Raw genomic sequence first — 25,027 nt, 5'->3', positions numbered from 1 at the left:
AAGCATCGGATGGCTTATAGCGCCTCCTTTCTTTGTCGTTCGACAACCTTCCGTTAAGATCCTTTTTTCTGTTACAATAAGAGATAAAAGCTTTTGTGGGAGAGGAGCGGCGCTGTGCCTGTAATAGAAAAAACGCTGCAGTCGCTGTATAGCGATATGGTGGAATGGCGCCGACACTTGCATCGGCACCCGGAGCTCTCGTTTAAGGAAGTTCAAACATCGTCATGGATTGCGGAGCGGTTGGAAGCGTGGGGACTCGAAGTCACCCGCGGAGTCGCCGGCACCGGCGTCATTGCCAGGCTGAAGGGAGGCCGGCCGGGGCGGACGATCGCGCTTCGAGCCGACATCGATGCACTGCCCATTCAAGATGAGAAGACTTGTGAATACGCATCGACCGTTCCCGGCGTGATGCACGCTTGCGGGCATGACGGACATACCGCGCAACTGCTGGCTGTCGCCCGGTATTATACGCTGCATCGGGAGGAGACAGCGGGGACGAGGGTATTCCTGTTCCAGCCGGCGGAAGAGGTGCTTCCCGGCGGCGCTGTCAGCATGATTGCAGCCGGGGCGCTTGAAGGGGTCGACGCCGTGTACGGCGTTCACTTATGGTCCCCGTTCCCTTACGGCATTGCGGCATCCCGTCCAGGACCGCTAATGGCTTCGCCGGACGAATTCGAGATCGAGGTTGCCGGCAGGGGCGGCCATGCCGGCTTGCCGCATCAGGCGGCGGACGCGCTAGTGGCAGGCGCTCACTTGGTGACGGCGCTGCAGACGATTGTCGCCCGCAACGTCGACCCGCTTGACTCGGCGGTCGTGACGGTCGGGCAATTCAGTGCGGGCACTGCGCGTAACGTCATCGCCGAGCGCTGCAAGCTCGGCGGCACGGTGCGCACGTTCACGCCCGAAGCGAGGAAGCTTGTGCGCGAGAGGATGGAGCAAGTCGTTCGCCACGTTGGCGCCATGCATGGAACCGAGGTGAGCTTCAAGTTCTACGAGGGCTATCCGCCGGTCGTGAACGACGCGGCGGAGGCCGAGCGTTTCCTGCGAGTCGCCCAAAGCCTGCTGGGCGCGGAAGACGCTTATCTCTGCCAGCCGATGATGGCGGGCGAGGACTTCTCGTATTATTTGCGCGAACGGCCAGGTTGCTTCTTCTTCGTCGGCGCAGGCCGGGAAGACGGGGCGAGCGCGCCGCATCACCATCCGCGCTTCGACATCGACGAGCGCGCGATGCTGACGGCAGCGAAGCTGCTCGTAGCGGTTGCGGACGATTCGGCGGAGGATGAGCTGCCGGCTAAGGGCTAATGGCTAGGGTGGTTTAAGGCGCATGCAAAGACTCCTTTTCGGCTACGCTATATCGAGCATCCCGAGAAAGGAGGAGAAGCGTTGTGCGTAAAGTGTCAGACATCATGACCAAAGACTGTGTAACCGTGACGCCGAAGGATAATATCTACGAGTGCGCGGTTCTCATGAAGCAGCACGACATCGGATTTCTGCCCGTCGTCGAAGGGCGCAAGCTGATCGGCGTCGTCACCGACCGGGACTTGGTCATCCGCGGTTACGCGAACAAGAATCCCGGTTCGGAGTCCGTTATGAACGTGTGTACCCAAGATGTGGAGACAATCTCGCCGAATTTGTCGGTAGATGAAGCAGGCGCAAGGATGGCAGCGAACCAGATCCGTCGGCTGCCCGTCGTCGAGAATGGCGAATTGCTGGGCGTCATCTCGATCGGCGATCTTGCCATGAGGGAGATATTCGTCAGCGAAGCGGGTGAGGCGCTCAGCGGCATCTCGGAGCATGAGCATCGGGAGCCGTCCTTCACGCATTGAGACTTTGGCTGCCGGAACGGCAGCAAGAGACGAAGCGGCATATGTTGCCGTTTCGTCTTTTTTTGCGTTGCCGAGCTTCTGCTTTAAATTGCGGTGAAATGGACATCATGGGGACGTGAGGGCATATCTGTGCTCCGGGCGAAGGGGAGTCCGGAGGAATCGCGACAGAAGGAGGAATCGCCGATGCTATCGGTCCAACCGCTGCCGATTCTCGCGCAGCAGGACGGCACGCTGTTAGTCAGCGAGTCGCATCCAAGATATGCAGAAGCCCGCGACCTGCTCCGGTCAATCGCGGAGCTTCGGAAGAGGCCGGGGGAATGGCATACGTACCGGATGACGCCGGTTACGTTGTGGAATGCGGCTGCTTCAGGCTGGACGGCTGACAAGGCCGTTCGCGAACTGTCATCGCTGACACGGTACGGCTTGCCGGCTTCTCTGGAAAGGGAGATCCGCCTGCTCATGGGCCGGTACGGCAAGCTGCGCCTAGTCGAGGATGAGGGGCTGATGCTCGTATCAGACGCCCCGTCTCTGCTGTCGGAAGTATTGTCTGGGCGCGGATTCGATGCCTGCCTGCTGGAGCGCCCGGCGACCGGGAGAAGTCGAATCCGCATTCGCCCGGATTCGCGAGGTTGGATCAAACGCGAGCTGATCGCGCGAGGCTATCCTGTCGTGGACGAGGCCGGCTGCCGGCAAGGGGAAGCGCTGCAAGTGAAGCTGCTGGGCCGAACGGAAGCGGGCCAGCCGATTGCGCTGCGCGATTATCAAGCGGAAGCGGTTGAAGCATTCGCGCCGGAGCCGGCGAATGGCCGCGAGGACGGCAGCGGCGTCGTTGTGCTGCCGTGCGGCGCAGGCAAGACTTGGGTTGGCATAGGCGCGATTGCGAGGCTGCAATGCGAGACGCTGATTCTGACGCCGAACGCGACGTCGGTGTCGCAATGGATTCGCGAGCTCCTTGCGGCAACGACGCTGAAGGAGGAGGAGATCGGCGCCTATACGGGGGAGAGCAAGGAAGTGCGGCCAATCACGGTGGCGACCTATCAAATATTGACGCACCGCAAATCGAAGGAAGAGGAGCATCCGCATTGGAAGCTGTTCGAGGGCCGCAATTGGGGGCTGATCATTTATGATGAGGTGCATTTGCTCCCCGCGCCGGTCTTCCGATTGACGGCGGATCTGCAAGCGACCCGGCGGCTCGGCTTGACAGCGACGCTCGTCCGGGAAGACGGGCGCGAAGGAGACGTCTTCGCACTGATCGGGCCCAAACGGTATGAAGCTGCATGGAGCGGCTTGGAGCGAGAGGGCTGGATCGCGAGGCCGACTTGCCGGGAGTTGCGGGTGCCGCTTCCGGAAGAGACGGCTGCCCGATACATGGAAGCGCCGAAGCGGGACCGGCATCGGATCGCGGGCGAGAATCCCTGCAAGCTGGATGCCGTTCAACGGCTGCTCTCGCAGCACCCGGAGAAGCCCACCCTAATTATTGGACAGTATTTGGATCAGCTCCGCAGCGTATCCCGGCGGTTCGGATTCCCTCTCATTACAGGAAGCATGCCGCAACGGGAACGGGAACGGCTGTACGATAAGTTCAACCGCGGCGAGTTCAGCGTGCTTGCCGTCTCCAAAGTAGCCAACTTCGCGGTGGATCTCCCCGATGCTTCGGTGGCCATTCAATTGTCGGGCAGCTTCGGCTCAAGGCAGGAGGAGGCGCAGCGGCTTGGCCGTATTCTGCGTCCGAAGCGGGACGGCGCAGACGTGTTCTATTACGCGCTTGTGAGTGAAGGGACGGACGAAGAAGAATACGCACGCAAGCGCCAGCGATTTCTATTGGAGCAGGGCTATCAATATGAGCAGGCCCGGTTCGAATCGGACGCCGGCTTGCGGGAGGAGGCTTAGAACGTGAAGCTGGCGGACACGCTTGCCCGTCTTCCGGCAGAGGAGAAGGAGCGGCTGCAGTCTCAGCCGCTTATAAGGGATCACATGCTGAGCGGCCATACGCTCGATGCGGCGTTAAGCGGCGCTGAATGGGCGGCACGCTGGGCGGAAGCCGCGAAGCCGCTTGATCGACAGCTGTTGCTTCGCCTTGTGCGCAGCTACGCAGGGCAGCCCTTCGGCGAAGAAGAAGCGGAGGCCAGGCTTCGGCAGGCGCCAGCTTGGACAGGGGCTGAGATTCGCGTGGCGCTCGCCCGGATGCGCCGGGACGGTGTTCTGTTCGCGATCCGCAAGGCGTGGGGTGAACGGCTGTTGTATGTGCCGGCAGATCTGGTCGGCGTCTGGCAGCTTGTTCTTCGGCCGCTCACAGCAGGAACACCGATTCGGAAGGAACCGGATCTCGGCGAGCGGGAAGCGCAGCTCCGGCTGCCTTTGTCATTGGCTCTGCTGAGCGCATGGTCGGACATTCGGCGGAAGGGGCTCCCTCTGACAGCGAAGGGAGCTCCGAACAAGCAACGGCTGGTGAAGCTGGCGGAAGCCATGGCTTTAAAGGAAATAGAGCTGAAAGGATTCGAGTTCTTTGCGCTGCCCGATCCAGCGGTGCCCGCCAATGTCGCTTTGGCGCTGGATCTGGGATTAAGTCTAGGCTGGCTTATTCGGGAGCCGCAAAGAATCGTTGCGGCGTCTAGCGCGCTTGAGTCTTGGGCGGACTTGCCGCTTGCCGCCGTGGATGCCAAGCTGCTAGAGATAGTGACCATACGGTATGCCGGGCAGGAGGCGACGATGCATTGGGCCGCCATCGCGCTTCGAGCGATGCCGCCGCATGAATGGTTTGAGGCGGACGATGCGCTCCGGCAGTGGGGCGAGGAACTGGTAGAGCGCGAGCGATTAGCGCTCGATCGGTGGACTGGGCTGCTCGTTGCCTTCGGCTGGATGGAGAGAATAGCCGGAAGGGATCAGGTATTCCTGCGGTGGCTGATCGATCCAACTCTTCCGGCGCTGCGGTCAACTGAACGTGCGCATGCCGGACATGACGGCCCCGGAGACGGCGTCTTGTACATTCAACCCGATCTCGATATTATCGTGCCGCCCGAAGCTACCTACGGCGTGTATTGGCGATTGGAACAAATTGCGGAGCGAACCTCGCTGGACATCGTATCTACGTATCGGATCACACGATCTTCTTGCATTCGCGCGGGCGAAGACGGTTATACGCTGTCAACCTTGACCGACTGGCTGGAGAGGGTGTCCGGCGCAGCGCTGCCCGACCCTGCCGCACACGCGCTGGAGGATTGGTTCGGGCGCATTGGCAAGCTGTCGATCGTCGACGCGAAGCTGCTTCGCGTGGCATCCAAAGAGCTGGCGGATCGGATTGCCGGGGATGGCCCGTTATCCGATTGGCTGCTGGAGAGGCTGAACGACTATATCTTCGCGGTCAAGCCGGAAGGTGTTCGCGTGCTGGCCAGACGACTGAGCGAGCTCGGTTATCCGCTCGCCGAGAACCGCGACTCCGCTCGGCCAGGCAGCTCCGCAAGCGAAGCCGATTCAAGCGCTAACGCTTCTGAAGCAGCGGCAGAAGCTTCAGCCGTAAAGGCTGCCTCCGGTGCGGATTTAGGTTGGATCCGCCTGAAGCAGCTGCTCGCGATATACGAGCCGGACGGTTCGATTCCGAAGCGAGAGGAGCTTTTTCCCGGCGTGGAATCCATCCCTTCTGTCTGGCTGGAGAAGCCGCGCAGCTATCATCCGTCAACCCGGCGCGAGATCATCGAACGGGCGATGGCTTGGCGCACAGGTGTCCGGGTGAAACGGGTAGACGGCTGGATCGAATTCATACCGGAAGCGCTGGTGACGGCAGACGGCAGCTGGAAGGTCGAGGGAACGGTTCGAACGCCGCACCCGGGAGGGACCGCCAAAGTCGAATGGTCCGGCGACAGCTTGGGAGAGCTTATGATCGAACTGCCGGACGGCGCTTCCGAGCTGCCAAGGACAAATCATTGACTGCCCGAACGTCCTTTATGGTATGATAGGAGGGAGTAAGGCTAAGGGAAGGTGGAATGAGCCCAATGGTCGAGACAATGACCGAGCACCTGCCCGACACAGCGGCGCCTGGAAGCGCAGAGGCCGGGGAATCCGCCGATTTTGCGTCTCTGATGATGCGCGCTTACGAGTTGGGCGAGATGATCAAACAATCCGCGTTAACCGCGGAATATGTTTATTTGAAGGAACAGGTGAGCCAGGACGACGACGTCCGCAAGCTGGCGCAGGATTTTGCCAAGGCGAAGGAACGGTTTGCCGAATGCGAGCGGTTCGGCCGGTTTCACCCGGATTATAACGAAGCGTTGGATCGGGTTTATGAATTGGAAGCCCGGATGGACGCCATCGAGCCGGTTAGACAATTCAAGCAGGCCGAGCAGGCTGTTGATCTTCTGCTGCACGAAGTGTCATTGATGATCGCAAGAGCGGTATCGGACACGATTAAGGTTCCGGACAATAATCCGAACCCCAAAGGCTGCGGAAGCGGCGGCAGCTGTTCGTGCGGCGGGGGAGGATGCGGATGACGAGCGAAGCGTTAGAGCCGATGGGACCCGAACCGGAAGAGAAGCAGGATAACGGGATCAGCCGGAAATTCGGGGAACGCACGGGATTCATCGTGTGGTACAGCGATTGGAAGGCGGCCCGCGGGTTGGAGAAGTACGGCTCGCTTCATTATTTATCGCGTAAGATGCACTATGCGGTGCTGTACGTCAATGCCGAATCCGCCGAAGAGACGATGCGGAACTTGCAGCGGCTGCCATACGTCAAGAAGATCGAGCGTTCCTACCGCAATGAGATCAAGACGGAATACGAGCGCAACGTGCCGGATAAGACCAGATTTTATGGGCTGTGAACGGTGCCGCGAGAAGGGCTTCCAGCGCTTGGAAGCCCTTTTTGCTGCGCTTATATTTGGTTAACAATTTCGTTCGAAAGTCCGAAGCAATGCGGAATGTGACTGTATAGACATCATTTTGTGATCCATATATAATTAAATAAAGTAAAATGTTAGCGAAATTTTAAGAATCAAAACAATTAACGTCGATTCGAGGTGCGGCTAAATTGACCAAAATTCTCGTTATCGAAGATGAGATAATAATCGGTGAAATGATATCGATGTATTTGACGGACGAACAATTCTCCGTATGCCGAGTCGAGAACGGGAAGGCCGGGCTCGAAGCGATGCAATCTTTCGCGCCGGACGTTATCCTTCTGGATCTAATGCTGCCGGATCTAGACGGCATCGAGCTTTGCGAAAGCGTGCGCAGGCATTCGGATACGCCGATCATCGTCATCTCCATGAATACGAAAGTGAACGAGCGTGTGAGGGCGTTGAATGCGGGAGCGGACGACTATATGTGCAAGCCGTTCAGCATGCAAGAGCTTAAAGCTAGAATCGGCGCGGCGGTGCGAAGGTACAAGCTCCCGCATCCTGCGTCGGCGGAAGAGGTTGAAGTTCAAGGCAAGGGCGAGCACGGCATCGTGCTGGATCTGCATAAGCGCCTCATATCGGTGGGCAGCGTCTCTGTCGAGACGACCTTCTCCGAATTCGAGCTGCTGAAGCTGCTGTTCGAATTTCCCGGACGAGTATTTACGCGGGACGAGCTGATCAGCGCGCTGCGAGGCATCGATTCTTACGTGAACGATAGGGCCATTGATGTCCATATTACGAACTTGCGCAAGAAGATCGAGACCAATCCGAAGGAACCCCAGTTCATTAAGACCGTTTGGGGCGTCGGCTACAAGCTTTCGCTCGATTAGCTGATCGTCTGCTGCATCTCTATCTCCTTCACGCCGGAATCTAACATTGTTACTGCGGCGAGAAGGAGGTTTTTATTGTCGCCGTTCAATTGCGGCCAATAGGCGGCGCTCCGAACGGCAAGCCACAATGTCCAGACTACCGGAGGGAAAGGCCTCATATGTTCCAATCGCTGCGCTTGCGCACCTGGCTGCTGCTGCTGTTAAGTACGGGAATTACGCTGCTGATCTGCGGATGGATCTATTATGCTTCCGCTCAGAAGACCATTCAAATTACGCTGACGAGCAGTGCGGACAATCTGGCAAGGACGAGCGCGGCTTCGCTCGCGTCGAGCACCAGCACCTTGCTGAAGCAAGCGAACGCGCTAAGCGACCGAATCTCCGTTGTCGCCCGCGGCGACGGAGATTATATGAAGGCTCTGAGGGAGGAGTTCTGGTCCCTTAGCTCGTTCTATGCTCTCGGCTATAGCGATTTAAAAGGAATTCTCTGGCGAACCGACGGATCGATTGAGAATATAAGCCGCGACCCTGTCTTTGTAATGGCGGCGGCAGGGCAATCGATCATTTGGAATATTCATGAAGGTATTGGCGATACCGGCCATCCCGGAATCAACCTGCTTGTCCCGGTGCGCGACCAATACAGGGTAATTACGGGCGTACTGTGGGCGTCGGCTCCAATCTCGGAGATAGAGAACGGACTGACTCTCTACCGGCCGGCGAATGGGGACTTGAAGGAACCGCTGGGAAGCTATTTGTTGTTCGACGGCGATGGCGACAAGATCTTCTCGACGGAGTCCGCTCCGGTCCTAAGCGATGACCTTCGCGGAAGCCTGCTTCGATTGGCGGGATCCCGCAATGCAAGCTTGGCTCGCGGAGGCAATCATTATTATGTCTCGAATGTAACCGGCACAGATTGGACGCTCATACTTGCCATTCCGACGGAAGAGTTGTATAAACCGCTGCAGACGCTGAAGCTCCGGACGATTCTGGTCTGCCTGTTGGCGGAGCTGGTGCTGGCATTCCTGTTGCTGCTTATGATCACTCCGCTATTCAAACGAATTCGGGAAATATTGCGATCGACGGAGAAGGTCGCAGCCGGCAACTTTCACGTGGAGCGGTTAGAGACCGGCGTCCGCGACGAGATCGGGGCGCTTGCTTCTTCGGTGAACAAGATGACCGAGCAGCTGCGGAACTTGTTCGAACCGCTGCAGGCGGTAACGAACCAGAATGATTACGGCATTATCGTGACGGATGAGGATGGCATTATTACGAGGTTCAACAAGACGGCACAGCTGATGCTGGGCTACGAGCCGGAGGAGATTGAAGGCGTCGTCACCCCGTTATTTTTCTCTCCTGCAGAAGAAGCCGAGATGAAGGCCAAGCGGTTATCGGGGAAGCTCGGACGCCATGTGTCGCCAGGCATCGATTATATGCACGCCATGATGGCAGGCGGAAAGTCTTTCTCAGACGAATGGATCTATACGCGCAAGGACGGGCGTCCGATTCCGGTGTACTTGAACGCGAGCAAAATCATCGACCCGTTGGGCCGAACGACGGGTTACGTAGCCTTGTTCCGGGACATCTCACATCAGAAGCAGATCGAGGCCGAGCTCATCGAGGCGAAGCAGATTGCGGAGGACGCCAACGAAGCCAAAAGCTCGTTCCTCGCGCGGATGAGCCATGAGATTCGGACGCCGATCAACGGCATTATCGGATTGTCTCAGCTTATGCAGCGAACCGATCTGACGGATGCGCAGCAAGATTATATGCAGAAGATCGTCACGTCTTCCGAAGTGCTGCTGGGCATCGTCAACGACATTCTCGATTTCTCCAAGATCGAAGCGGGCAAGGTTGAGCTGGAGAAGGATGTGTTTGATCCGGAAGAGCTGTTCCTCAGGCTCGGCGACACGATCGGCATTTTTCTGGGCAAGAAAGAATTGGATCTGATTTTCGACATATCGGACCAACTTCCAGCCCGTCTGGTTGGCGATTCGCTGAAGCTTGGCCAAGTGTTGATTAACTTGATGAACAATGCCGTCAAATTCACGAATTACGGCCATGTGCTTCTTCGGGTTCAGCCGGTAGCCTTGGAAGAGGGATTGGCAAGTATCGAATTCTCGGTCGCGGATACGGGCATTGGCATTACGCCTGATCAGATGAGCCGATTGTTCCAGCCCTTCACTCAGGCTGACGGTTCGACAAGCCGCAAATACGGCGGGACGGGTCTGGGTCTGGTCATCGCCGAAGAGTTGATCCGGATAATGGGAGGAAGGCTGGAGGCGGAGAGTATACCGGGCGTTGGAAGCCGATTCTTCTTCACGCTGTCGATTCCTGTCGCTCCGGAGTCGGCGTCGGAGCTCGTACCTGTTGCCGCTGCTGCGGAGAAGCGTTTAAAGCTGCTTTGTATCGAGCGGGAAGGTATGATGCGGCAGGCGCTCCAAGGCATGCTGGCGTCCCTTCCGGTCGATGCCGGATTCATCGGCAGCTGGAAGGACGCGATCTCTCTGTTGGACGAAGCAGAGGGATTCGGCGGCTTCGATTGCGTTCTGTGCAATATGGAGATGCCCGATATGCACGGCGTAGAGACGTGGCGGCAATTGAAGCAATCAGCGGGCTCCGCTCGCATCGTCGCGATGACGACCCCGCTCGGCCAGAGCGAATGGCTGCGAATGGACTTCTCCGACAAGCCGGACCGCATGCTGGTGAAGCCTGTGAACCGGCGCTCGCTCGTTCGGGTGTTCGACAGCTTCAAGCTGGAAGAGGCCCACGAGCGAATGAATAGTCAAGCTCAGGTCACAAGAAGAGGCGGCTCGAGCCGGCCGCGTATCCTGCTGGCTGAAGACCATGTCATCAATCAACAGATCGCCTGCGAGCTGCTGCAGAGCAAAGGCTACGAGACAGGCGTCGCGGCTAATGGCCGCGAAGCGCTGGAGATGCTTCAAGAAGAACAATGGGACCTGATTCTGATGGATCTGCATATGCCCGAGATGGATGGGATCGAAGCAGCGCTAGCGATCCGAGAGCATTGGAACGGATGGCAGCTTCCTATTCTCGCGATGACGGCGAACGTCATGGCGGAGGACAGGCAGAGGTGCTTCCAGGCCGGGATGAACGATGTAATTACGAAGCCGGTTCAGGCGGAGGTGCTGTTCGAAGCGGTCGATCGTTGGTTACAGCATGCCAAGCATATCGACTGGGAGGAAGCATTGGCGAGAGTGAACGGCAAGGAGACGATCCTTCGACACATGTTGAGCCGCTTCGTCGTGGAATATAATGGATTTTGCGGCGAGCTTCGCGAGTTGCTGCTGGCCGGGGATGCCGACGAAGCCGGCAAAAGGCTGCATACCTTAAAGGGAGTGTCTGGCAATTTGTCAGCCAAGCCTGTCTTTGATGCCGCGGAAGCATTGGAACGGGAAATGGCGGCAAGCGGCGTCTCGGCGATCGGCCAGAGAGGAACGGTATATATGGCGCGTTTGGAGACGGTTTTGCGAGAGCTTATCGACGCGGTCAAGTTAGAAGAAAATAGGCGTTCACCCTTATATTTTACATAATTGTATCCGTTTTATTTTTTTGTTGAATGATCGGGAAAGTGTGAGTTAGAATGTACTTAACTTCCTATTTTTTACCCTTGAACTAGTCCTTTGGACTCATACCCAGGAAGGGGGTAACCCGGTGAAAGACAAGCATACCGAACGTTGGAGTACATATGAGCCTTTTCATGTTCCGTTAGGGGACAAGAAGATTGTCGATATCATTATCACCAACCATGCTCGCGCCAGGTGGACTGACCGGGTGGAGTCCGACAAGACTGGATACTCCGATATCGCCCAGTTCATGTGGGAATGTCTGAAGGAAGGGCGCATCGTATCGTATTACAGGAACGAGCAAGATGTCTATACGATCGACGACGATCTGGTGTTCGTCGCCGAGTTCTCCGTCTCGGATAAAGAAGTGGATCTGCTGGGCAATCCGCTTCACAAGATGATCGTGGTGACCTTCCTGGGCCGTATGTCGGAGACGATGGAACTGAGGGATTTGAAGACGTATTATTCCTGGCTTCGCCATTCCAGGCGAATGACGTTAATTAAGAATAACCGCAAACGAAGATAATGCGGACGGCCTACGACGAAGCATGCCTTAAGGCATGCTTTTTTTTTAGATGGATTAGGCGATCGATCAAGCAGGAGCATGGAAATCCTATGTTATAATGGGAGACAACGCAGGATCGGAAAGGCGTGAATGAGACGGATGTCGCTTAATGTGCATCAACTTCACATATTCTACACAGTGGCGGAGAGGGGAAGCTTCTCAGCAGCCGCTCAAGCGCTTCATATGACGCAGCCCGCCATCACGATGCAAATCCAGGCTCTCGAAGAGCGCTTTGGCGTGAAGCTGCTGCTGAGGTCGACCAAGCGGCTGGAGTTGACGGAAGCCGGCCGCTGTCTGCTTCCGCAGGCGCGCAAAGCGGTGGAGCTTATGCGCGAGACAGATGCTCTGATGGCTAAGCACGTCGACAATTTGAAAGGCCAATTAAAGTTCGCCGCTAGCCTCACCATCGGGGAATATGTGCTGCCCAGGCTGTTAGGTCCGTTCCTGCTTCAATATCCGGAGGTGTCGGTTAGCATGCGGGTCATGAATACGAGCGAGATCGTCGAGGAGATCGCTCATCATGGGTTGGCATTCGGGCTTGTGGAAGCGCCGACCGACGACCCGGCCGTGATAACCGAGCCGGTCATGAACGATGAGCTCGTTCTCGTCGCGCCGGTCAGCCATCCGTTCGCTTCCCGCGAAGCGGTGACGCTTGAGGAAGTGCTGCGAGAGCCGTTGGTATTAAGGGAGAGCGGATCTGGAACGCGGCAGGTAATGGTGGAGGAGCTGGAACGCCAAGGCATCGGCGAGGACCAGCTTCGAATCGTCAGCGACTTCGGCAGCAACGGAGCGGTCAAATCGGCGGTGGAAGCGGGGCTGGGATTGACGTTCTTGTCGATCTGGGCGATCAAGAACGAATCGGCGCTGGGGTTGCTGAAGCCGGTTCGAATCGAAGGCATCTCGTTCCGCCGCCAGTTCTATGCGGTTCGGTCGAAGTTGGCTGATCTGCCGCTCCACGCTTCCGTATTAATCGAATATTTAAGGGGACTTTCATCATGAACAAGGCGGATCTGCATACCCATACGACGGCCTCGGATGGGCTTCATCGGCCGGAGGAGAATGTCCGGATGGCGAAGGAGGCAGGGCTTGCAGCCATTGCGATTACCGATCATGATACGACGGCAGGGATTCAAGAAGCGCAGAAGGCTGGCCATGCGCTTGGCGTCGAGGTGGTTCCGGGCGTCGAGATCAGCACCTCCTATGAAGGCCAGGAAGTACACGTGCTCGGCTATTATATCGATCCGGCCGATTCGCAGCTGACTAGCAGACTTCATTCCCAACGGAGCGTTCGCGAGCGGCGCAACGAGAGCATCCTTGAGCGTTTGAACGGGCTTGGCATTCCGATTACGATGGCGATGGTCGAAGAGGCAGCGGGACGTCAGCCTGGCAAGGACGAGACGATCGGCCGGCCGCACATCGCAGAAGCGATGGTGCGTCTCGGGACGGTAGCGTCGGTGCAGGAGGCGTTCGATCGGTATTTGGCGGAAGGCAAGCCGGGCTATGTGAATCCTCCCGAGCGTATATCGCCGGTAGAGGCGTTCCGATGGATTCACGAGGCCGGAGGAACGGCCATTGTCGCGCATCCGGGGCTGTATGGCAATGATGCCTTGGCCGAGAAGCTGCTCTTGAATGGCGCCGACGGACTCGAGGCGTATCATTCGGATCATGGCCCTGAGGCCGAAGCGTTCTTTCGCGAGATAGCGGAGCGCCATGGCAAGTTCGTCACAGGCGGCTCCGACTTCCACGGTGCGCGCAAAGGCAAGCTGTACCACGGTGCGATCGGCAACCGCACGGTGGACGCCTCCATGCTGGCGCAGCTTCGCCGCAACGCGGGAATGTAGGCGCGGGCGGCCGGCGGGTCGGTTTGGGCGATGCGCGCGGCGGATCGTTCCAGAGGGCTTACGGCAGCGGATTCCGTTATGCGTCCTGCTGCCCCGGCGTCTGCATCTGAAGCACTGCTTGCGAAGCATACAAAGAAGCCGTCCCGGGCAATAGAACCTGGGACGGCTTCTCTATGGTTATACCTGCTTGATTTGGCTAGGCAGACTGCGGATAGCCGCTTCATCCGGCGTCACGTATAACGTCTTCTGTCCGTCGTAAATGACGAAGCCGGGCTTCGCGCCGCTCGGCTTGCGGACGAGGCGGATGCGCGTGTAGTCGACCGGCACCCGGCTCGATTCCTTCGCCTTGCTATAGTAGGCGGCCAGCATGGCCGCTTCGTGCAGCGTCGTCTCTCCGTAATCGGTGCCGCGGATGAGCACGTGGGAGCCGGGAATGTCCTTCGTGTGCAGCCACGTGTCCGTCGGATGGCCAAGACGATTCGTGACATAATCGTTCTGCGTATTGTTCTTGCCCACATAGATCGGTACGCCTTCGCTGGACGTATAACAGAGCAGCGAAGGGCGGTCGCCGCGCTTCTTCTTCGCGCCTCTGGCCGATCTGCGAAGGCGGACGTAGCCTTGCTCCGCCAGCTCCTCGCGGATCTCTTCGATATCGGCAGGAGTGGCCGTCTCGAGCCCCTGCAGCACCGATTCGAGATAACGAATCTCCGTCTCGGCCGCTTCGATCTGTTCGCTGACGACCGCCTTGCTGTTCTTGAGCTTCGTATATTTGCGGAAGTAGCGCTGCGCGTTCTCGGTCGGCGTCAATTGCGGATCGAGCGGAACCGTCACCGCGGGCTGCTCTTCATCGTAATAGTCGATCACTTCCGCAGAGGCGTCTCCGCGCTTGATCTGATGCAGATGAGCGGTAAGCAGCTCGCCGATCCGGCGGAAGCGGTCTGCTTCGTCCGCTTCGATCAGCGTCTCCCGCAGCTTCTCCAGCTTCTTCTCGTTCTTCGCCGTCTCGTTCAGCAGCAGGCGGGTGAGGTCAGTCGTCCGCTGGCGGACGAGATCCCGCTCGGCCTTGTCTCCGTAGTAAACGTCCAAGCATTCGCCCATCGACTCGAATGCCCGCATCGTGCCTCCGAGATGAAGAAGACGGACAGCGGAGAAGTAAGTGCGTCCGTCCGCCGTCTCCGCCATGGACGGTTCGTAGCGATGATGGTGAAATGCTTCCATCATCTCGCGGAATGCGGGCCAGAGCTTCTCCTGCAAGCCGTCCGCGCGGTGAACGATCTCCTTGGCCAGCAGCGGGCTTATGCCGGAATAGGCGGCGACGAGCGCGCCGGCCAGCGCTTTGGCATTCGGTACGGCGTTGGCCGCCATAGCATCGCTCTTCGCGCCGCCGCCCGCACCGGTGACTACGCTAACGCTCGTGCTGTCGCCTCCGGCAAGTGCTGTCTCCAGCGCTTCGCGGAACGACGCCTCGGAGAGGCCGTTGAACGGGTTGCGCTTGCCCTGCGGAGGCGGCGAGACATATGGCGATCCCGGCATAACGACCCGATAGCTGCTGATCGCAGGCGTGACGTGGCGGATGCTGTCCAGAATAATGCCGGCGGCCGGATCCAGCAGGATTAAGTTGCTGTGGCGTCCCATGATCTCGAGGGTCAACCGTTTGATCGACAGGTCGCCAAGCTCGTCCCGGTGGCGAATGTCGAACCAGACGATCCGCTCTGCGGCGTCCTGGCGAATCTCTTCTATAATGCCGCCTTCGCAATGCTTGCGCAGAAGCATGCAGAACATCGGCGGCTCCATCGGATTGGTCCAAGGCTTCTCGGTGTAATGTACACGCGGCATGGAAGGGTGGGCGGACAGGAGCAGCTTCTTGCCGAACCCTTGTCCGCGAATATGAAGCACGGCTTCGTTGTCCGTCGGTTGATATATTTTATGAATGCGCGCGCCGGCCAAGACTTGCAACTCATGGACGAGCGCTCTCGTTACGATCCCATCGAGCGACATGGCGAATAACTCCTGGTTAGATTCAATTCGGAAGGATTCCGTTATCCTATGATGCCATAGTTGCCCGCAAAGGGAAAGTCTCGGGGCAGGGGATATTCCTCGGCTTGTCTGAATAGACATAGGGGAGAACGGCTGTCCAGCTAGGCGGCGGACGGCGATTGCGGGAGGGGATGACCGTCGTGGAAGGGAAGGCTTGGCACCAGTTAACAGAGGACGAGCTGGCAAAGTCGCTGGCGACCGACATCAAAGGAGGCATCGCGCCGGAAGAGGCGGAACGCCGGCTGAACGAGCACGGTCCGAACGAATTGGCGGAACGGCAGGGAGAGTCTCCGATTAAGCTGTTCATTAACCAATTCAAGGATTTCATGGTACTTGTGCTCGTAGGCGCGACCGTCGTCTCAGGATTGCTCGGCGAGATGCTGGATGCGCTGACGATTATCGCGATTATCTTAATTAACGGGGTGCTCGGGTTCCTTCAGGAATATCGGGCGGAGCGTTCGCTCAAAGCTCTTAAAGAGCTGTCGGCTCCATCCGCCAAAGTGATGAGGAATGGGGCGCTTGTCATCGTGCCGGCGAAGGAGCTCGTGCCGGGCGATCTCGTCTTGTTGGAGAGCGGCGACCGGGTTCCGGCCGACCTGCGGCTCATCGAGAGCAATCAGTGCACGATTGAGGAGGCCGCGCTGACCGGCGAGTCGGTGCCGGTCGCCAAGCATGCCGCAGCGATCGGTTCGCCCGAGCTGGCGCTGGGCGATCGGAAGAATTGCGCCTATCTCGGCACGATGGTCACCCGCGGGACGGCCAAAGGCATTGTGATTAAGACGGGCATGGCGACGGAGATGGGGCATATCGCCAATCTCATTCAGCAGACGGAGGAGTCCGAGACTCCTCTGCAGAGACGCTTGGAGCAATTGGGGAAAATTCTGATCGTCCTGGCTCTTGCGCTCACCGTTGTCGTCGTCTTGGCCGGCGTGCTGCACGGCCAGCCGATCTATGATATGTTCCTGGCTGGCGTGAGCCTCGCGGTGGCCGCCATCCCGGAAGGTCTTCCGGCGATCGTCACGATCGCGCTTGCGCTAGGCGTGCAGCGGATGATCAAGCGAAGAGCGATCGTGCGGAAGCTGCCTTCCGTCGAGACGCTCGGCTGCGCTTCGGTCATCTGCTCGGATAAGACCGGCACGCTGACCCAGAACAAGATGACCGTCACGCGGCTGTGGATCGGCGGCCGCCAGGTGGATGTGTCCGGCGAAGGCTACGAGCCGACGGGGCAATTCCTGTCGGGCGGCAAGCCGGTGGAAGTGAAGGGCGACGCCGGGCTGCGGCGGCTGACGCAGATCGCTGCGCTGTGCAACAACGCCGAGCTGGCGACGGAAGAGCGCAGCGATGAGGCGAAGCGCAAGAAGGCGGCCAAGGAGGCGGAGGCCGCAGGCTCGACGCCGTGGAACGTCAAGGGCGATCCGACCGAAGGCGCGCTGCTTGTGTTAGCCGGCAAGTCGGGCGTGTCGCGCTCCTCCCTCGAAGCGCTGTACCCGCGCGTGAAGGAATTTCCGTTCGACGCCGAACGGAAGCGGATGTCCGTCATGGTCGCTCATCAAGGCGGTAACCTCATCTGCACCAAGGGCGCGCCAGATATGTTGATTGAGCGCTGTTCTTACGTGCTGTGGGACGGCAACGTCGTGCCCTTCACCGGAACGCTTCGAACGAAGGTGCTGCAAGCGAACGAAGCAATGGCGTCGGACGCGCTGCGCGTGCTTGGCTTCGCCTATCGCGACGTCCGCGCTCACGAACAGTGCGACAATGAGGATCAAGCGGAGAACGGTCTCATCTTTATCGGCTTAGCCGGCATGATCGACCCGCCGCGGCGCGAGGTGTTTGAAGCGATCGTCAAGTGCCGGCAGGCCGGCATCAAGACGGTGATGATTACCGGCGACCACCGCACGACGGCGGAAGCGATCGCCCGGACGATCGGCATTCTGCCGAAGGACGGCAAAGCAATGAGCGGCGCCGACGTCGGGCTGATGACCGACGAACAGCTCGACAAGACGTCCGACGACGTCTATGTGTACGCCCGCGTCTCGCCGGAGCACAAGCTTCGCATCGTTCAGTCGCTGCAGCGGCAAGGGCATGTCGTCGCCATGACGGGCGATGGCGTCAACGATGCGCCGGCGGTCAAGGCGGCTGACATCGGCATCGCCATGGGCATCACCGGCACGGACGTCACGAAGGAAGCGTCGTCGCTCGTGCTCGCGGACGACAACTTCGCGTCGATCGTGGCCGCCGTCGAGGAAGGGAGAGGCATCTATGAGAACATCCGCAAGTTCATCCGCTACCTTCTCGCTTCCAACGTAGGAGAGATTCTAACGATGTTCCTCGCGATGATGGCCGGGCTGCCGCTGCCGCTCATCCCGATCCAGATTCTATGGGTCAATCTCGTGACGGACGGCCTGCCGGCCATGGCGCTTGGCGTCGATCAAGCGGAGAGCGACCTGATGCGCCACAAGCCCCGTTCGGCCAAGGAGAATATCTTCGCCCGCCGGCTCGGCTGGAAGATCATCAGCCGCGGCGTGCTGATCGGCGTCTGTACGCTTGCGGCATTCGTCCTGACGCTTGGCGGTATGTCTGGAGACGGCGCGCAGCTCGTGCACGCGCAGACCGTCGCGTTCGCGACGCTCGTGCTGGCGCAGCTCATTCACGTTTTCGACTGCCGAAGCTCGCGTTCGATCTTCCATCGCCGCTTCTTCGAGAACAAATTCCTCGTGCTCGCGGTGCTCTCTTCGCTGCTGCTGATGCTGGCCGTCCTGTACGTGGAGCCGCTGCAGCCGATCTTCAAGACCGTTCCGCTCTCGCTGCGCGACTGGGCGCTCGTATTCGTGGCAGCAGGCATTCCGACCTTCTTGATGGGCATCGGCAGCGTCTGGGGCTCGTCGCGGCGCCGCCGCAAGAGCGGCCGCATCTCCTACGGCAACGCAGCGCGTCCTGCCGTTCGCTAAGGTGTGACGGAATAATGCAAATAAAAAAGAGATTGCTATATGCGCAAACGGCTCTTCCTGCGTTATGATAGAAGCATTGGAGACCTGTCCGTCGCAGACGATTCGGGCAGGCTCGGCAGACAGGTACTCACGCAGGAGGCTAAAGCAATATGAATTTTACGAAAATGCATGGGCTCGGCAACGACTTCATTGTCGTCTACGGAGAGAAGGAGCTTCCCGCGAACGCATCCGTGCTCGCCGTGAAGCTGTGCAACCGGTTCTTCGGCATCGGCGCGGACGGACTCGTCTACATTCTCCCGTCCGAACGCGCGGACTTCAAGATGCGCATTATCAACTCCGACGGCTCCGAGGCGGAGCAGTGCGGCAACGCGATCCGCTGCGTAGCCAAGTACGTATACGATAACGGCCTGACGGACCGTACGGAGCTCACGATCGAGACGATCGGCGCAGGCGTGCAGCCGCTGCAGTTGACGATCGAAGGCGGCAAAGCCGTGAAGGTACGCGTCGACATGGGCGCGCCGGTGTTGAACGGCCTGGACGTGCCGACGACGATCGACGCGAATCCGATCATCGGGCATAAGGTTGAAGTGGACGGCAAGGAGTTCGCATTCACCGCCGTGTCGATGGGCAACCCGCACGCGGTCATCTATGTGGACGACGCTGCCGGCTTCGATCTGGCGAAGTGGGGGCCGAAGCTGGAGACGCATCCGCTCTTCCCTCGCAAGATCAACGTCGAATTCGCGACGGTGAACGCCCGCGATCAAGTGGACATGAGGGTGTGGGAACGCGGCGCGGGCCCGACGCTCGCATGCGGAACAGGCGCTTGCGCGACGCTCGTCTCCTCGGTGCTGAACGGGCTGACGGAGCGCCAGGCGACGATCTCTCTCGCCGGCGGCGACCTGTTCATCGAATGGAACGAAGACGACGGCCGCGTCTACATGACCGGCCCGGCCGCAATCGCTTATGTCGGCGAAGTTGAAGCGTAACGCGTCTCATCTATACGCGCCGCATCAGCTATATGCAGCACACCCGAAGACCCGGCGCATACCGGGTCTTCGTTCTGTTTCCAGATGCGATCCGGCAAGCGGATTGGCGACAGGATACGAGGAAATTCGATTATCACTAGGCGGGAGAGCCTCTTCCCTCTTGTCCGGCCCATCATTTTCAAGTAAAATAGTTCAATATGGCTTGCGATTCGGATATAACGTCCGGGTGCAGGGAGCTGTTGAATTTCAGTCGTATCAATGTCCCGCAGTATGCGGGGGGCCGCTTTCGGTAACAATGGGAGCGTAGAAGAGGCGCCCCGGAGATGCTTGCGAGGAATAACCGGAGGGAAAAGTTGCATGGCGATCAAACTGATCAACATCGGTTTTGGCAACATCGTTTCGGCGAATCGCATCATTTCCATAGTCAGTCCGGAATCCGCGCCGATTAAGAGAATCATCCAAGAAGCGCGGGACCGGCATATGCTGATCGATGCCACCTACGGCCGCCGTACGCGCGCCGTCATCATTACCGACAGCGATCATGTGATTCTGTCGGCCGTCCAACCGGAGACGGTGGCGCACCGTTTATCGACCAAAGACGACGATAATGACGAATGAATCGGGGAAGTCCATGAACAGAGGTTTGCTAATTGTATTATCCGGTCCGTCGGGTGTCGGCAAAGGAACGGTATGCGCGGAGCTGCGGCGCAGGGCGCCTAATTTGATCTATTCCGTATCCGCGACGACACGCGCTCCCCGAAGCGGCGAGCAGGACGGCGTCAACTACTTTTTTAAGACAAGAGAGCAATTCCAAGAGATGATTGCCGGCGACGCCTTGCTCGAGTACGCGGAGTATGTCGGGAACTACTACGGCACGCCGCGCGACTTCGTTGAGAAGACGCTCGCCGAAGGCAAAGATATTATTCTGGAGATCGAAGTCCAAGGGGCTCTCAAGGTGAAGGAGAAGTTCCCTGAGGGCGTATTCGTCTTCCTGCTGCCGCCGTCGCTTGGCGAATTGAAGCAGCGCATCGTCGGACGCGGCACCGAGACGCAGGACAAGATCGATCACCGCTTGTCCGTCGCCGTCGAGGAGATGAATCTGCTCAGCCGATACGACTACGCGGTCGTGAACGACCGGATCGAATGCGCGTGCGAACGCATCCAGGCGATCATTACGGCGGAGCATTGCAAGCGGGAACGGTTTCTTCACGAGCTGATCGATGAGCTGAAGGGCTTGGAGACAGCGCAAAACGGATCGGAGAGGTGAGCATATGTTATATCCATCGATTGATGAACTCGTACGTAAAGTAGACAGCAAGTATACGCTCGTCGTAGCGGCATCCAAGAGAGCGAGAGCGCTCCGCGACGGCAAGCAGTCGCAATTGACGGCTCCGAAGGCTCACAAGGTTGTCGGCTTCGCGCTGGAAGAGATCTATCATGAATACATCAGCGTCGAATCGATGGGGCAAGACTAATAAGATCAATAAGAAGCCGCCGCGCGCCGTAAGACCGGATCACAGCCCGGGACGCTGCAAGAGAGAGAATAGAGTCGCGGCCATTAGGACAACCCGAGCGGTTGTTTTTTTTCTCTATAGGCCGATATTGCGGCAGGCGGCCTATATCTCGTTTATACCAAAGTCGACTCTAGCAATCGGGAGGGGTAACGATGAGCAAGAGGCTGGAAGGGCGTACGATCGTGCTCGGCATCACTGGAGGAATCGCAGCCTATAAGGCGGCTTCTTTGTGCAGTCTGCTGGTGAAAATGGGGGCGTCCGTCCGCGTCGTCATGACGGAGGGGGCGACGAAGTTCGTTGCGCCGCTGACGCTTCAGACGCTGTCGCGGCATCCCGTGGCGACGGATGTGTTCGACGAGCACGACGCCTCCCGCGTGCAGCATATCGATCTGGCCGATTCGGCCGATCTCGTCATCGTCGCGCCCGCGACCGCCAACATCATCGCCAAGATGGCCCATGGCATCGCCGACGACATGCTAAGCACGACGCTGCTGGCGACGACGGCTCCGGTGCTTGTCGCGCCGGCGATGAACGTGCACATGCTCGCGCATCCGGCTGTAGAGGCGAATCTAGCGATCCTCGCCGATCGCGGCGTGCGGTTCGTAGAGTCGGGGACGGGGCAGCTTGCCTGCGGATACGTGGGCAAAGGCCGTCTGGCCGAGCCGGAGGAGATTGCCGAGGCAGCTTGGGAATTGTTGGCTGGCAGCAGGCCGCTCGCAGGCAAACGCGTGCTTGTGACGGCCGGCGGTACGATGGAACGGCTGGATCCGGTTCGCTACATCACGAATGATTCCTCGGGTAAGATGGGCTTTGCTATCGCCGAAGCCGCGCGCGATCAAGGCGCGGATGTGACGCTTGTCTGCGCGAGGACGGACGGACCGCCGCCAGCCGGCTTGCGGCTCGTGAAGGCGGAGTCAGCCGAAGAGATGCTGGAGGCTGTCATGGTTAGGCTGCCGGAGACGGACGCCGTCGTCAAGGCGGCCGCGGTGGCCGATTATCGCCCGGCTGTGCGCCATGAGAGCAAGATGAAGAAGGGGGCGTCGGAGCGGCTAACGCTGGAGCTGGTCCGCAACCCGGATATCTTGCAGGCCATCGGCGAATGGAGGCGGCAGGGGTCTGCGGCCGCGGTGCGCGGACCGTTCGTCGTCGGCTTCGCCGCAGAGACGAACGATGTCGAGCGCAATGCCGTGGAGAAGCTCAGCCGCAAAGGCTGCGACCTGATCGTCGCCAACGACGTGTCCCAGGAAGGCGCGGGCTTCGGCACGGATACGAACGCAGTGCAAGTATACGGCGCAGAAGGCTTGGTTGAAGCGTTGCCGCTGCAATCGAAGCGCGCCGTCGCGGAGCGGCTGTGGGCCATCGTGCGCGAGCGCGCGGGCTGGAACGGGCCCCAGGCGAGCGGTCCCGGCCGAGAGGAGACGCGCTCATGAGCGTCGCGCGAGTCATTGTCGACGTACCGAGCCGGGAGACGGATCGGCCGTTCGACTATCTCATACCGCCGCGGCTTGAAGGCTGGGTCGAGGTCGGCAGCCGCGTCGCGGTTCCGTTCGGCGGGCGAACGCTGCAGGGCATCGTCGTCGGTCTGGCCGAGGACGCTTCGGTCGACTTGAAGCGTCTGAAGGAACTGGCGGACGTGCTCGATGCCGTGCCGCCGCTCTCCGCCGAGCTGGTAGAGCTCGGCGAATGGATGAGCCGGCGCTGGCTGTGCCCGCTCGCGATCTCGCTGCAAGCGATGCTGCCGGCCGCATTGAAGGGCAAGACGGAGAAATATATCACATTAGCCCGCGGCGCACAGTGGCCTGCAGATACGCTGGAGACTTACGGCGATCTGAAGCAGGCGCTGGAGCGCCACTCTCCGCTGAAGATGTCCGGACTGCTCCAGCAATTCCCGGATCGTGCGGACGCGATCAAGAAGCTGCTGAAGGCGGGGCTGCTCGAAGAGGCGCAGAAGGTCGAAGACCGGCTGTCGGTGCGTACCGTGCTCACGGTATTCGCGCCGGAGCCGGACGCGCTGCGCGAGGGAATCGCCGCGATACCCGCCAGAGCGGCCAAGCAGCGCGAGACGCTCGAGTATTTGCTGGCGCATCCGGAGCCGATCGCCCAGCAGCGCCTTGCCGAGGAGGTTGGCACGGGAACGGCGACGATTCGCGCGCTGGCGGACAAAGGCTTGCTGGAGCTGAGGCAGGTGGAGGAGGACCGCGATCCTTATGCGGGCCGCAACTTCCCGCAGTCGGCGCCGATGCGTCTGACGCCGGCGCAGGCCGAAGCGTTCGCGCCGATCGCCGGCGCGGTGGCGGAGCGGCGGCATGACGTGTTCCTGCTCCACGGCGTGACGGGCAGCGGGAAGACGGAGATTTATTTGCAAGCGATCCAGAAGTGCCTCGATCAGGACCGCGAAGCGATCGTGCTCGTGCCTGAGATCTCGCTCACGCCGCAGATGGTTGAGCGCTTCAAGAGCCGGTTCGGCGAGCGCGTGGCGGTCATGCACAGCCGCCTCTCGAACGGGGAGCGCTATGACGAATGGCGCAGAATCCGGGACGGGCGCGCCCAAGTGGCGATCGGCGCCCGCTCCGCGATCTTCGCTCCGTTCAGCCGGATCGGCCTGATCGTCATCGACGAAGAGCATGAGACGTCCTACAAGCAGGAAGAGAGCCCGAAGTACCATGCGCGCGACGTCGCTGTGGAGCGGGCGCGGCAGCATGGCGCTGCCGTCGTTCTCGGATCGGCGACGCCGTCGTTGGAGACGTACGCGGCGGCCATTGCGCGGGGAACTGCAGCGGCTGGCGCTCGTCGTGCCTATGCGGCGTCCGCTGGCGAAGGGACAACTGCCCTTTCCGCTAGCGAGGACGATGCGATCCGTCCTGTCTACGTGCCGCTGCCGGAACGGGTTGGCGACCGTCCGCTGCCCGGTGTCACGATTGTCGACATGCGCGAGGAGCTGAAGCTCGGCAACCGGGCGATGTTCAGCGGGGCGTTGGCGGACGCGCTTAGAGCGCGGCTCGAGCGGGGCGAGCAGTCTGTTCTTCTGCTCAATCGCCGCGGTTACTCGACGTTCGTCATGTGCCGCTCCTGCGGCTATACGGCGCAGTGCCCGCATTGCGACATCGCTCTGACTTACCACCGCGGCTCCCAGAACCTGCGCTGCCACTATTGCGGCTACGCCGAACGGGAGCCCTCCGTCTGTCCTTCCTGCCAGAGCCCTCATATTCGTTTTTTTGGAACGGGAACGCAGAAGGTAGAAGAGGCGCTGTCGCAGACGTTCCCGGGCATCCGGGTCATTCGGATGGACGTGGACACGACTTCGGAGAAGGGATCGCACGAGAAGTGGCTGACCCAGTTCCGCGAACGGCGCGCCGACGTGCTGCTCGGCACCCAGATGGTGGCCAAGGGGCTCGACTTCCCCTACGTGACGCTCGTTGGGGTGCTGGCCGCGGATTCCGCGCTCAAGCTGCCTGACTTCCGAGCGCCGGAGCGGACGTTCCAACTGCTGACCCAGGTGGCGGGCCGCGCCGGTCGGCATGAGCTGCCAGGCGAAGTGATTATCCAGACGTATGAGCCGGAGCATCCGTCCGTCGCCTTGGTGCGTCACCATGACTATGCGGCGTTCACGGAGCAAGAGCTCGGCCACCGGCGGAAGCTCGGCTATCCGCCGTTCGGCCGGCTGATCTCGATCACGCTGTCTCATGAACAAGCGCCCGCGCTGATCGCGATGGGGCAATCGTTCGCCTCCAAGCTGCGGGAACGGGCATCCGCGGCAGGGCTTACCGGATCGAACGCCTACGGCGCGCCGAATGCGCTAGAGGTGCTGGGGCCTGTCGCTTCGCCGATTCCGAGGCTGAAGGATCGCTACCGTTTTCAATGTATGATAAAATATCGGGGAGACGTCGACGCGCTCGGCTGGACTGCACAAGCGCTTCAAGAGCTGGCCGAGGCGGCCAAGCGGACAGGCGCGCAGATCAGCGTAGACGTCGACCCGCAGATGATGCTTTAATTATCAACTATCCCGGTGAA

The 25,027-nt window shown here is 59.7% G+C and carries 19 protein-coding genes; 18 read left to right on the top strand and 1 reads right to left on the bottom strand.

From position 1 onward, the window contains the following. Positions 1–156: 156 nt before the first annotated feature. The 11 genes from H4Q31_RS07790 to H4Q31_RS07740 all read left to right on the top strand — a co-directional run bounded on the left by H4Q31_RS07790 (position 157) and on the right by H4Q31_RS07740 (position 13,531). Positions 157–1,302, top strand: a complete 1,146-nt coding sequence (locus tag H4Q31_RS07790) for a M20 metallopeptidase family protein (protein ID WP_185178615.1) — start codon at positions 157–159, stop codon at positions 1,300–1,302. A gap of 83 nt (positions 1,303–1,385) precedes the next feature. Then, a complete protein-coding gene (locus H4Q31_RS07785; RefSeq protein ID WP_311771700.1) occupies positions 1,386–1,826 on the top strand; it encodes a CBS domain-containing protein in 441 nt (146 codons plus the stop codon). 183 nt (positions 1,827–2,009) lie between these two features. Next, a complete protein-coding gene (locus H4Q31_RS07780) occupies positions 2,010–3,716 on the top strand; it encodes a DNA repair helicase XPB (RefSeq protein ID WP_185178505.1) in 1,707 nt (568 codons plus the stop codon). Between the two features lie 3 nt (positions 3,717–3,719). Next, on the top strand, positions 3,720–5,750 hold the full coding sequence (locus H4Q31_RS07775; RefSeq protein ID WP_185178504.1) for a helicase-associated domain-containing protein: 2,031 nt from the start codon (positions 3,720–3,722) through the stop codon (positions 5,748–5,750). A gap of 65 nt (positions 5,751–5,815) precedes the next feature. Continuing rightward, positions 5,816–6,310 (top strand): YlbF/YmcA family competence regulator, encoded by a 495-nt coding sequence (locus H4Q31_RS07770; RefSeq protein WP_376698226.1) that lies wholly within the window; start codon positions 5,816–5,818, stop codon positions 6,308–6,310. Between the two features lie 20 nt (positions 6,311–6,330). Continuing rightward, the gene (locus H4Q31_RS07765) at positions 6,331–6,639 is read left to right on the top strand and encodes a YlbG family protein (RefSeq protein ID WP_185178612.1); all 309 of its coding nucleotides are present in this window, start codon (positions 6,331–6,333) and stop codon (positions 6,637–6,639) included. A 206-nt stretch (positions 6,640–6,845) separates the two neighbouring features. Beyond that, positions 6,846–7,544, top strand: a complete 699-nt coding sequence (locus tag H4Q31_RS07760) for a response regulator transcription factor (protein ID WP_185178503.1) — start codon at positions 6,846–6,848, stop codon at positions 7,542–7,544. Positions 7,545–7,702: 158 nt separating this feature from the next. Beyond that, on the top strand, positions 7,703–11,092 hold the full coding sequence (locus H4Q31_RS07755; protein WP_185178502.1) for a response regulator: 3,390 nt from the start codon (positions 7,703–7,705) through the stop codon (positions 11,090–11,092). Between the two features lie 121 nt (positions 11,093–11,213). Beyond that, the gene (locus H4Q31_RS07750) at positions 11,214–11,651 is read left to right on the top strand and encodes a hypothetical protein (protein ID WP_185178501.1); all 438 of its coding nucleotides are present in this window, start codon (positions 11,214–11,216) and stop codon (positions 11,649–11,651) included. A gap of 138 nt (positions 11,652–11,789) precedes the next feature. Next, entirely contained in the window at positions 11,790–12,689 is a 900-nt protein-coding gene (locus H4Q31_RS07745) for a LysR substrate-binding domain-containing protein (RefSeq protein WP_185178611.1), read from the top strand. Beyond that, positions 12,686–13,531, top strand: coding sequence for a PHP domain-containing protein (locus H4Q31_RS07740; RefSeq protein WP_185178500.1), 846 nt, complete (start codon positions 12,686–12,688; stop codon positions 13,529–13,531). The genes H4Q31_RS07745 and H4Q31_RS07740 overlap by 4 nt, the downstream gene beginning before the upstream one ends. A 177-nt stretch (positions 13,532–13,708) precedes the next feature. Here H4Q31_RS07740 and H4Q31_RS07735 read toward each other — a convergent pair whose 3' ends face one another. Beyond that, positions 13,709–15,529: an Rqc2 family fibronectin-binding protein gene (locus H4Q31_RS07735; RefSeq protein WP_185178499.1), complete on the bottom strand. Its 1,821-nt coding sequence runs from the start codon at positions 15,527–15,529 to the stop codon at positions 13,709–13,711. 179 nt (positions 15,530–15,708) lie between these two features. Between H4Q31_RS07735 and H4Q31_RS07730 the strand changes: the two genes are divergently transcribed. The 7 genes from H4Q31_RS07730 (at position 15,709) to priA (ending at position 25,007) form a co-directional block, all read left to right on the top strand. After that, the gene (locus tag H4Q31_RS07730) at positions 15,709–18,516 is read left to right on the top strand and encodes a calcium-translocating P-type ATPase, SERCA-type (protein ID WP_185178610.1); all 2,808 of its coding nucleotides are present in this window, start codon (positions 15,709–15,711) and stop codon (positions 18,514–18,516) included. A 149-nt stretch (positions 18,517–18,665) separates the two neighbouring features. After that, positions 18,666–19,502, top strand: a complete 837-nt coding sequence (dapF, locus tag H4Q31_RS07725) for a diaminopimelate epimerase (protein WP_185178498.1) — start codon at positions 18,666–18,668, stop codon at positions 19,500–19,502. A gap of 357 nt (positions 19,503–19,859) precedes the next feature. Next, complete coding sequence (remA, locus tag H4Q31_RS07720; RefSeq protein ID WP_005548256.1) at positions 19,860–20,120, top strand: extracellular matrix/biofilm regulator RemA; 261 nt, start codon at positions 19,860–19,862, stop codon at positions 20,118–20,120. A 13-nt stretch (positions 20,121–20,133) separates the two neighbouring features. Continuing rightward, positions 20,134–20,769 (top strand): guanylate kinase, encoded by a 636-nt coding sequence (gene gmk / locus H4Q31_RS07715; protein WP_185178497.1) that lies wholly within the window; start codon positions 20,134–20,136, stop codon positions 20,767–20,769. A 4-nt stretch (positions 20,770–20,773) separates the two neighbouring features. Beyond that, on the top strand, positions 20,774–20,977 hold the full coding sequence (gene rpoZ / locus H4Q31_RS07710; RefSeq protein ID WP_185178496.1) for a DNA-directed RNA polymerase subunit omega: 204 nt from the start codon (positions 20,774–20,776) through the stop codon (positions 20,975–20,977). Between the two features lie 191 nt (positions 20,978–21,168). Continuing rightward, on the top strand, positions 21,169–22,446 hold the full coding sequence (coaBC, locus tag H4Q31_RS07705) for a bifunctional phosphopantothenoylcysteine decarboxylase/phosphopantothenate--cysteine ligase CoaBC (RefSeq protein ID WP_185178495.1): 1,278 nt from the start codon (positions 21,169–21,171) through the stop codon (positions 22,444–22,446). Then, entirely contained in the window at positions 22,443–25,007 is a 2,565-nt protein-coding gene (gene priA / locus H4Q31_RS07700; protein ID WP_185178494.1) for a primosomal protein N', read from the top strand. The genes coaBC and priA overlap by 4 nt, the downstream gene beginning before the upstream one ends. Positions 25,008–25,027 lie beyond the last annotated feature (20 nt).

Source organism: Cohnella lubricantis, from assembly GCF_014212015.1.
Taxonomy (GTDB): domain Bacteria; phylum Bacillota; class Bacilli; order Paenibacillales; family Paenibacillaceae; genus Cohnella; species Cohnella lubricantis.
Note: the sequence above shows the minus strand (reverse complement) of the source record. Positions and strands in the feature narration are given on the sequence as shown.

Excerpts from the sequence above, each read along its gene's own strand:
- H4Q31_RS07790 (WP_185178615.1), top strand. The coding sequence starts at position 157 with ATGGTGGAATGGCGCCGACACTTGCATCGGCACCCGGAGCTCTCGTTT.
- H4Q31_RS07780 (WP_185178505.1), top strand. The coding sequence starts at position 2,010 with ATGCTATCGGTCCAACCGCTGCCGATTCTCGCGCAGCAGGACGGCACG.
- H4Q31_RS07770 (WP_376698226.1), top strand. The coding sequence starts at position 5,816 with ATGGTCGAGACAATGACCGAGCACCTGCCCGACACAGCGGCGCCTGGA.
- H4Q31_RS07765 (WP_185178612.1), top strand. The coding sequence starts at position 6,331 with ATGGGACCCGAACCGGAAGAGAAGCAGGATAACGGGATCAGCCGGAAA.
- H4Q31_RS07755 (WP_185178502.1), top strand. The coding sequence starts at position 7,703 with ATGTTCCAATCGCTGCGCTTGCGCACCTGGCTGCTGCTGCTGTTAAGT.
- H4Q31_RS07745 (WP_185178611.1), top strand. The coding sequence starts at position 11,790 with ATGTCGCTTAATGTGCATCAACTTCACATATTCTACACAGTGGCGGAG.
- H4Q31_RS07740 (WP_185178500.1), top strand. The coding sequence starts at position 12,686 with ATGAACAAGGCGGATCTGCATACCCATACGACGGCCTCGGATGGGCTT.
- H4Q31_RS07735 (WP_185178499.1), bottom strand. The coding sequence starts at position 15,529 with ATGTCGCTCGATGGGATCGTAACGAGAGCGCTCGTCCATGAGTTGCAA.
- dapF (WP_185178498.1), top strand. The coding sequence starts at position 18,666 with ATGAATTTTACGAAAATGCATGGGCTCGGCAACGACTTCATTGTCGTC.
- remA (WP_005548256.1), top strand. The coding sequence starts at position 19,860 with ATGGCGATCAAACTGATCAACATCGGTTTTGGCAACATCGTTTCGGCG.
- gmk (WP_185178497.1), top strand. The coding sequence starts at position 20,134 with ATGAACAGAGGTTTGCTAATTGTATTATCCGGTCCGTCGGGTGTCGGC.
- rpoZ (WP_185178496.1), top strand. The coding sequence starts at position 20,774 with ATGTTATATCCATCGATTGATGAACTCGTACGTAAAGTAGACAGCAAG.
- coaBC (WP_185178495.1), top strand. The coding sequence starts at position 21,169 with ATGAGCAAGAGGCTGGAAGGGCGTACGATCGTGCTCGGCATCACTGGA.
- priA (WP_185178494.1), top strand. The coding sequence starts at position 22,443 with ATGAGCGTCGCGCGAGTCATTGTCGACGTACCGAGCCGGGAGACGGAT.